This is a genomic window from Pantoea sp. Pa-EAmG (assembly GCF_030024295.1).
Taxonomy (GTDB): domain Bacteria; phylum Pseudomonadota; class Gammaproteobacteria; order Enterobacterales; family Enterobacteriaceae; genus Pantoea; species Pantoea dispersa.
Map to the genome: position 1 here is coordinate 1 of NZ_JASEWO010000174.1, position 9,169 is coordinate 9,169.

The 9,169-nt window shown below is 57.0% G+C and carries 8 protein-coding genes; 4 read left to right on the forward strand and 4 right to left on the reverse strand.

Annotated features, from left to right (window positions below):
- Window positions 1-403: 30S ribosomal protein S2 (rpsB, locus tag QMM04_RS18400; protein ID WP_282996720.1), on the reverse strand; the 403-nt coding region annotated here is incomplete at its 3' end.
- A gap of 314 nt (window positions 404-717) precedes the next feature.
- On the opposite strand from rpsB, the gene map reads away from it, so the two are divergent.
- The 4 genes from map to QMM04_RS18420 all read left to right on the forward strand — a co-directional run bounded on the left by map (window position 718) and on the right by QMM04_RS18420 (window position 6,048).
- Window positions 718-1,512, forward strand: coding sequence for a type I methionyl aminopeptidase (gene map / locus QMM04_RS18405; RefSeq protein ID WP_021507491.1), 795 nt, complete (start codon window positions 718-720; stop codon window positions 1,510-1,512).
- A gap of 197 nt (window positions 1,513-1,709) precedes the next feature.
- Window positions 1,710-4,364: a bifunctional uridylyltransferase/uridylyl-removing protein GlnD gene (gene glnD, locus QMM04_RS18410; RefSeq protein ID WP_282996721.1), complete on the forward strand. Its 2,655-nt coding sequence runs from the start codon at window positions 1,710-1,712 to the stop codon at window positions 4,362-4,364.
- Between the two features lie 172 nt (window positions 4,365-4,536).
- On the forward strand, window positions 4,537-5,361 hold the full coding sequence (dapD, locus tag QMM04_RS18415; RefSeq protein WP_058972680.1) for a 2,3,4,5-tetrahydropyridine-2,6-dicarboxylate N-succinyltransferase: 825 nt from the start codon (window positions 4,537-4,539) through the stop codon (window positions 5,359-5,361).
- 294 nt (window positions 5,362-5,655) lie between these two features.
- On the forward strand, window positions 5,656-6,048 hold the full coding sequence (locus QMM04_RS18420) for a DUF3461 family protein (RefSeq protein WP_010616197.1): 393 nt from the start codon (window positions 5,656-5,658) through the stop codon (window positions 6,046-6,048).
- 38 nt (window positions 6,049-6,086) lie between these two features.
- Here QMM04_RS18420 and QMM04_RS18425 read toward each other — a convergent pair whose 3' ends face one another.
- The 3 genes from QMM04_RS18425 to QMM04_RS18435 form a co-directional block, all read right to left on the reverse strand.
- The gene (locus tag QMM04_RS18425; protein WP_021507495.1) at window positions 6,087-7,244 is read right to left on the reverse strand and encodes a CdaR family transcriptional regulator; all 1,158 of its coding nucleotides are present in this window, start codon (window positions 7,242-7,244) and stop codon (window positions 6,087-6,089) included.
- 200 nt (window positions 7,245-7,444) lie between these two features.
- Window positions 7,445-8,884, reverse strand: a complete 1,440-nt coding sequence (gene degP / locus QMM04_RS18430) for a serine endoprotease DegP (RefSeq protein WP_058759526.1) — start codon at window positions 8,882-8,884, stop codon at window positions 7,445-7,447.
- Window positions 8,885-9,020: 136 nt separating this feature from the next.
- The coding region (locus tag QMM04_RS18435; RefSeq protein ID WP_282996722.1) for a hypothetical protein at window positions 9,021-9,169 on the reverse strand (149 nt) is incomplete at its 5' end.

Sequence of the window (9,169 nt, forward strand, 5' to 3'; positions counted from 1 at the left end):
GTGCTTCTTTCTTGGTCAGTTTGTCGAAAGTACCGTCCTGAGACTGAGTTTCCAGATCTTTCAGGCGTTTGATTGACTGACGAACGGTTTTCCAGTTGGTCAGCATACCACCCAGCCAGCGGTGGTTAACGAAGAACTGGTCGCAGCTCAGTGCAGACTCTTTTACCGCTTCGGCAGCAGCGCGCTTGGTACCAACAAACAGAATCTTACCTTTACGGGAAGAGATCTTGTTCAGCTCAGCCAGGGCTTCGTTGAACATTGGTACAGTTTTCTCAAGGTTGATGATGTGAACTTTGTTACGTGCGCCGAAGATGAAAGGCTTCATTTTCGGGTTCCAGTAACGGGTCTGGTGACCAAAGTGAACACCAGCCTTGAGCATGTCGCGCATTGAAACAGTTGCCATGATTACCTCTAAAGTATGATTGGGGTTGGGCCTCCATGTATCCCATACAACCGACCTCTTTCAAGGCACCCCGGCGTATGTGTCGATACATGTGTGTTTTAGTACACAAAGTGAGTTTTATGCGTTTCTCGCCAACCACGAAGGTGACAGAGAATCGTCGGCGCGCTTTATACCATAATGCGCAGGAATACGCCAACAGAAGTTCGCGGCGACAGGCGTGAACGATCACGATTTGGCAGCCTAATTGCTGGCTGCTAACATGACTGCCACAGAACTCATTATTGTCGAAAATTTCGGCGATTGCGGATTATTTAATGGCCATTTCAATCAAAACCCCAGAAGAAATCGAAAAAATGCGCGTGGCGGGCCGTCTGGCTGCCGAAGTGCTGGAGATGATTGCTCCACACGTCGTGCCAGGCGTCACCACCGGCGAGCTTGACCGTCTGTGCCACCAGCACATCACCGAAAAGCAGCAGGCCATTTCAGCCTGTCTCGGCTACCACGGCTTCCCGAAATCGGTGTGTATTTCGGTCAACGAAGTGGTATGTCACGGTATTCCCAGCGACGATCGCGTGCTGAAAGACGGGGATATCGTTAACGTCGACGTCACGGTGATCAAAGATGAGTACCATGGCGATACGTCAAAGATGTTCATCGTCGGCAAACCGACGATTCAGGGTGAGCGCCTGTGCCGGGTTACGCAGGAGAGCCTGTACATTGCGCTGCGTCTGGTGAAGCCGGGCATTCGCCTGCGTGAACTGGGCCGGGCGATTCAGAAATACGTGGAAGCACAGGATTTTTCCGTGGTGCGCGAGTATTGCGGACACGGCATCGGTAAAGGTTTCCATGAAGAGCCGCAGGTGCTGCATTACGATGCCGACGACAGCGGTGTGGTGCTGCAGGCTGGCATGACGTTTACCGTCGAACCGATGGTAAACGCCGGTGATTATCGCATCCGCACCATGAAAGATGGCTGGACGGTGAAAACCAAAGATCGCAGCTTGTCCGCACAGTATGAGCATACTATTGTGGTGACGGAAAACGGCTGTGAGATCCTGACGCTGCGCGCCGACGACACTATTCCAGCGGTGCTGGAAAACAACGCGTAACGCTCGTCATCAGGATAACAGGCCGGCTCAAAACGAACGCCTGTCAGTTTAGGTTCACCCATCCCTGCACCTCCCGTAGCGGCGCCATCAGTTGCGCGTTAACCCGCGCCGCTACTGCGGTGATGTCACGGACGGTGGCTAACTGAACGGCATCACGGCGTTAAGCCCGCTTTTTATGGCGCAGAAGAGGCATGTTGATGAGTGGTAGCGTGACCGAAGCAGTACACAAAGGCCTGACCGATTCCCCCGCCAGCTGGCCAGACGACGCGCTGACGCGCGACAAACTCAAACAGTATCTTGAACAGTTCCAGCAGCATCTGGGCAGCGCTTTTGACGCAGGCAGCGATATCGAATCGCTGATTGATGCGCGCACGCTGTTTATCGATCGCCTGCTGCGCCGGCTGTGGCGGCTGTTTGGCTTTGACCAGATGAAAGAGATCGCGCTGGTGGCGGTGGGCGGCTATGGCCGCGGCGAGCTGCATCCGCTGTCGGACATCGACGTGCTGATCCTGAGCCGTCAGCCACTGGACGAAGCTGCCGCGCAGCGCACGTCAGAACTGCTGACGCTGATGTGGGATCTCAAGCTGGAGGTCGGCCACAGCGTACGCACGCTGGAAGAGTGTCTGCTGGAGGGCTTGTCGGATCTCACCGTCGCCACCAACCTGATTGAGTCGCGCATGCTGACCGGCGACGTGGCGCTGTTTCTCGAACTGCAAAAGAATATCTTCAGCGACGGTTTCTGGCCGTCGTCACGCTTCTTCGCCGCCAAAATTGAGGAGCAGCTGGAACGCCATCAGCGCTATCACGGCACCAGCTACAACCTCGAACCGGATATCAAAAGCAGCCCGGGCGGGCTGCGCGACATTCATACTCTGCAGTGGGTCGCGCGCCGCCACTTTGGCGCCACCACCATGGATGAGATGGTCGGCTTTGGCTTTCTCACTGAAGCCGAACGCAATGAAATCAATGAGTGCCAGGAATTTCTCTGGCGCATCCGTTTCGCGCTGCACCTGACGCTGCCGCGCTACGATAACCGCCTACTGTTCGATCGCCAGCTCAACGTGGCACAGCGCCTCAACTATGGCGGCGAAGGCAATGAGCCGGTTGAGCGCATGATGAAAGATTTCTATCGCGTCACGCGCCGTATCGGCGAGCTGAACCAGATGCTGCTTCAGCTGTTTGACGAAGCCATTCTGGCGCTGTCGACCACCGAGAAGCCGCGCAGCATCGATGAGGATTTTCAGCTGCGCGGTAATCTGATCGACCTGCGCGATCCCACGCTGTTTGAGCGCGAGCCGCAGGCGATTCTGCGCATGTTTTACGTGATGGTGCGTAACGAAACCATCACCGGCATCTATTCCACCACGCTGCGCCAGCTGCGCTACGCCCGCCGTCATCTGCAACAGCCGCTGTGTCAGATCCCCGAAGCGCGCCGCACTTTTATGGCGATTCTGCGCCACCCTGGCGCGGTAAAGCGGGCGCTGTTGCCGATGCATCGCCACAGCGTACTGTGGGCTTATACGCCGCTGTGGGGCAACATTGTCGGCCAGATGCAGTTCGACCTGTTCCACGCCTACACCGTGGATGAGCACACCATCCGCGTGTTGCAGAAGCTGGAAAGTTTTGCCGACGAAGCCACGCGCCCGATGCACCCGCTGTGCGTCGAGCTGTGGCCGCGCCTGCCGCAGCCGGAGCTGCTGCTGATGGCCGCGCTGCTGCACGATATCGCCAAAGGGCGCGGCGGCGACCACTCGATTCTTGGCGCGCAGGACGCGCTGGACTTTGCTGAGCTGCACGGCTTCAATTCGCGCGAAATGCAGCTGGTGGCGTGGCTGGTGCGTCATCACCTGCTGATGTCGGTGACTGCTCAGCGTCGCGACATTCAGGACCCCACGGTGATTCAGCAGTTTGCTGAAGTGATGCAAAATGAAAACCGGCTGCGCTATCTGGCCTGCCTGACGGTTGCCGACATCTGCGCCACCAATGAAAGCCTGTGGAACAGCTGGAAACAGAGCCTGCTACGTGAGCTGTTCTTCGCCACCGAAAAACAGCTGCGCCGCGGTATGGAGAACAGCCCGGATCTGCGCGAGCGCGTGCGTCATCACCGGCTGCAGGCGCTGGCGCTGCTGCGCATGGAAAATCTCAATGAAGAGCGCCTGCACCATATCTGGAGCCGCTGCCGCGCCGACTACTTCCTGCGCCATACGCCCAACCAGCTGGCGTGGCACGCGCGGCATCTGATCAACCATGACCTCAGCAAACCGCTGGTGCTGGTAAGCCCGCAAGCCACGCGCGGCGGCACCGAGATCTTCATCTGGAGCCCGGATCGCCCTTACCTGTTTGCCGCCGTAGCCGGAGAGCTCGACCGCCGTAATCTGAGCGTGCACGATGCGCAGATCTTTACCAGCCGCGACGGCATGGCCATGGACACCTTTATTGTGCTGGAGCCGGACGGCAGTCCGCTGGCAGCGGATCGCCATCCGCTGATTATTCAGGCGCTGGAGCAGGCGATCACCCAAACGCAGTGGGTGCCACCGCGTACGCGCCGGCCGTCGTCACGTCTGAAACACTTCAGCGTCGATACCGAAGTCAACTTTTTGCCCACCCATACCGACCGCCGCAGCTATCTGGAGCTGGTGGCGCTGGACCAGCCGGGTTTGCTGGCGCGCGTCGGCGAAGTGTTTGCTGACCTCGGCGTTTCGCTGCACGGCGCCCGCATCAGCACCATCGGCGAACGGGTGGAGGATTTGTTCATCCTTGCCAACAGCGAACGACGTGCGCTGGATGGAGAAATGCGCTCCGTGCTGCAACAACGGTTGACAGAGGTACTTAATCCAAACGATAAAATGTGACCCGGCTTCCATTCTTCACGTTGCCGATGCATTGGCCTGGTGACCCGGCCCATCCGTGGATCTCGCTCCGATAGGCGCGCCACCGTTCTGCAGCATGAAGGATGTTTGCCCGATAATTTTACTCTGCACGCCAGCTGGCGTGCATCCGCAATGACAGACTCAGGAATTAAATATGCAACAGTTACAGAGCGTTATCGAATCTGCCTTTGAGCGCCGCGCCGACATCACGCCTGCCAGCGTAGACAGCGCGACCCGTGAAGCCATCGAACAGGTGATTGGCCTGCTGGATAGCGGTGAGCTGCGCGTGTCTGAAAAGATCAACGGCGAGTGGGTAACGCATCAGTGGCTGAAGAAAGCAGTGCTGCTGTCTTTCCGCATCAATGACAACCAGGTCATTGATGGCGCTGAAACCCGTTTCTACGACAAAGTGCCAATGAAGTTTGCCAACTGGGATGAAGCTCGCTTCAAAAATGCCGGCTTCCGTGTCGTTCCTCCAGCAGCCGTGCGTCAGGGCGCATTCATTGCACGTAATACCGTACTGATGCCTTCTTACGTCAACATCGGCGCTTACGTTGATGAAGGCACCATGGTGGATACATGGGCAACCGTGGGTTCCTGTGCCCAGATCGGTAAAAACGTACACCTGTCTGGCGGCGTGGGCATCGGCGGCGTGCTGGAGCCACTGCAGGCTAACCCAACCATCATCGAAGATAACTGCTTCATCGGTGCACGCTCTGAAATCGTTGAAGGCGTGATCGTCGAAGAAGGTTCAGTGATCTCAATGGGCGTCTACATCGGTCAGAGCACCAAAATCTACGATCGCGAAACCGGCGAAGTGCATTACGGTCGCGTACCAGCAGGTTCTGTGGTGGTTTCAGGTAATCTGCCATCAAAAGACGGCAGCTACAGCCTGTACTGCGCCGTGATCGTGAAGAAAGTGGACGCGAAAACCCTGGCAAAAACCGGCATCAACGAGTTGCTGCGTACCATCGACTAAGCTTTCACACAGGTATTGCCTCCTGCCAACGGGTCCGTATTCGGGCCCGTAATTTTTTGTTTACACTCAGATGACAATTACCTGTTTCGCGCCGCGAATTAACAGGTGCGTTTATTTTTCAAACAGTTCATAATCCGCGCCAGTTAACTCCGGTCGCGCACTGTTCATCCCGGTTTTTGTGTCTACAGTTGATTAAGTATGCCGTAAGCGTTCCGGTTGCTGCGTATCTGCCGCATCCCGAATGATGATGATAGTCCTGCGCGCTCACCCACTCTTAGATGGAATATAAACGCTATGTACGACAACCTGAAAAGCTTAGGTATCAGCAATCCTGAAGACATTGACCGCTACAGCCTGCGTCAGGAAGCCAACAACGACATCCTGAAAATCTACTTCCGCAAAGACAAGGGCGAGTTCTTCGCCAAAAGCGTGAAGTTTAAATACCCGCGTCAGCGCAAAACCGTGGTGGCCGATCACACCACCCAGGGTTATAAAGAGATTCAGGAAATCAGCCCTAACCTGCGTTACGTGATCGACGAACTGGATCAGATCTGCCAGCGCGATCAGGTAGAAGTGGATCTGAAGCGCAAAATCCTCGCCGATCTGCGCCATCTGGAGAACGTGGTGTCGAACAAAATCGCGGAAATCGAATCCGATCTCGATCAGCTGACCCGCAACGGTCGCTAATTCCCGCCGCTTCTCAGGCCAGCCGCTGCTGGCCTTTTTTATGCCTGCTCATCAAGCTGCAGCGCCACATACAGCAGCAGCCGATCGTCAAAGTTCGCCAGATTAAGGCCGGTCAGTTCCGAGATGCGGTTCAGGCGGTACTCCAGCGTATTGCGATGAATAAACAGCGCGCGCGCCGTGGCGCTCGGCTGCACGTTATGGCTGAACCACGCAACCAGCGTGCGCCGCAGCAAACCGTTATTGTCCATGCTCTTCAGCTTTGCCAGCGGACGTGCCAGCTCGCTGGCCTGCCAGCCGCCGCGCAGGCTATCCAGCAGCACTGGCAGCACCAGATCCTGATAGAAGAAGCTCCGCTGCTGCGGCATGCGCTGTTTGCCCACCATCATGGTAGTGCGGGCGGTGCGGTAAGAGCGCGCAATGCTGCCGGGCCCGGTAAAGAAATTGCCGAGCGCGATGCGCATCCGCACCTGACCGCTCTCTTTCATGCGCTGCAGCAGTTGATCGACGCGGCGGCGATGATCGTCCTGATCGTAACGGCCATGGGCATTCAGCGCTGGCTTCAGCACCACCATTTCGGTGAGCGAAACAATGGCGATCAGGTTGTCGCGATCGGGCGTGGTCAGCAGCGTCTGTAATTGCTGCAGCTCCGACATTGCGCTGTCGACCCCCAGCTGTCCGCTGTCCACTTCCACCACCGCCACCACGCGCGGCTGATTGAGATCGATGCCCAGTCGCTGCGCCCATTCGTTCAGCGCCGGCGACAGCGTATCGCTGCGGATCAGGTTCAGCACCAGCTCCTCGCGCAGGCGGCTGTCCTGCGCCAGCATATGCAGCAGGCGCGCCTGTTCCAGCATCATCTCTGCCGTCATGCACACCAGCTCGCCGTAGTGGCGTAACGTGCTGGGCTGGCCGGTGAGGCCAATCACGCCGACGATGTCGCCATCAATGCGCAGCGGCAAATTGATGCCCGGCCGCACGCCGTGCAGGTGTTTAGCCACCGCTTCGTCAATATCAACCACCCTGCCCTGTGACAGCACCAGCAGCGCGCCCTCGTGCAATTCGCCAATACGCTCGCGATCGCCACTGCCAATAATGCGGCCGCGCGCATCCATCACATTGACATTGCTATCGATAATTTTCATGGTGCGGGCAACGATATCCTGAGCCAGTCGCGCATCAAGATGATAGGTGGCCATCAAACACTCCAGAATTCGGGACGAACCGACAGAATACGCATCCCGATTGCCCCTGGCATTGTGCAACTGCACATAGCCGCAGGGCGATTACCGGAATTGCGGCAGCGGTCACACTGGGAAGGCACAGATGACTGGGGCGCAGCAGCATACAGGCAATAAAAAAGGCGAGCCGAAGCTCGCCTGAGAGACCAATAAAAGGATTACTGCATCAGCAGATAGAGGCTGCTGTCGCCGCGCTTGACGTTGAGCGCCAGCACCGACGGTTTGGTGTCGAGGATTTTACGCAGCTCGCCAAGGTTGCTTACCGCCTGCTGGTTCACACCGAGGATCACATCGCCTTTCTTCAGGCCGATACGTGCCGCAGCGCTGCCGGCTTTCACGCTGTCAACGCGCACGCCCTTCTGGCCATTGCTGTCGACGTTGCTGAGATCGGCGCCTTCAATGCCGGTGTAAATCGTCGCGGACTGCACTTTATCCTGTGAGCTCTGCTGCAGCTCAACCGTCACGTTGAGCGGTTTGCCATCGCGCAGCAGACCCAGCTGCAGTTTGGTGCCGACCGGCAGCGAGCCGACTTCTGCACGCAGCGCCGCAAAGCTGGTCAGCGCTTTACCGTTCATGGAAACCACCACATCGCCCGCTTTCACACCGGCTTTCGCCGCCGCGGAGTTTGGCAGCACCTGGCTGACAAAGGCGCCACGCTGCGCATCCACTTTCATCGCTTTAGCCAGCTCGGAGTTGAGCTCGGTGCCCATAATGCCCAGCTCGCCGCGTTTCACCTGGCCATACTCCACCATCTGCGCGGTCAGGTTTTTCACCATGGAACTCGGGATGGCAAAGCCGATACCGATGTTGCCGCCGTCCGGTGCGAGGATCGCGGTGTTAATACCGATCAGCTCGCCGTTCAGGTTAACCAGCGCACCGCCGGAGTTGCCGCGGTTGATGGCGGCATCGGTCTGGATAAAGTTTTCGTAATTTTCGACGTTAAGGCCGCTGCGCCCCAGCGCTGAGACGATGCCGGACGTGACCGTTTCGCCCAGGCCGTACGGGTTACCGATGGCCACGGTGTAATCACCGACGCGCAGATTGTCGGAGTCTGCGATCTTAATTGCCGTCAGGTTTTTCGCATCCTGCAGCTGAATCAGCGCGATGTCAGACTGCGGATCTTTGCCGATGACCTTAGCATCGTAGCGACGGCCATCGCTCAGCTGTACCTGAATTTTGGTGGCGTTATCTACTACGTGGTTGTTGGTAACCACATAGCCTTTGTCGGCGTTGATGATTACGCCGGAACCGAGTGCGCGGAACTGCTGCTTCTGCGCGTTGGCGCCATCGTCGCTACCGTCACCGCCGCCGCCCTGGCACATGGGTGAACCCTGGAACGGCGATCCGTCCTGACAGAACGGGGAATTATCGCCAAAGAATTGCTGGAACTGCTGCGGCATGCGCGGGGTTTTCACCGTGGTGCTGCCTTCCACGCTGATACTGACCACGGAAGGCATCACTTTTTCCAGCATGGGTGCCAGGCTGGGCAGTTGCTGACTGGAGGAAGACGCTGTCTCCGCCGCGAAAACACTGACAGGGCTTAACGCCATGCCCAGACTAAGCGCCAGCGCACTTAACATTAATGTGCTTTTTTTCATTCGTCTGTGTCTCTCTGAAATTAACGTGCAGACCATTGCTGTGGTCGTGATGGTGAGATTAAGTTTTTAGCGCGAAGTTCCTGATAAAGTATTGGGCAAAGGTAAAAATTTATTCTTCGTCTTTACAAAACTGCGCTTATTCCACCGCCATCAACCGACGATACTCATCCCAGGCGTAATTGTCCGTCATCCCGCTGATATAGTCCTGAATCAGCCGCGAGCGATAATAACGTTCCCATAACAATCGCTGATATTTATGCTGCACCACCAGGTTACGCATCTGTT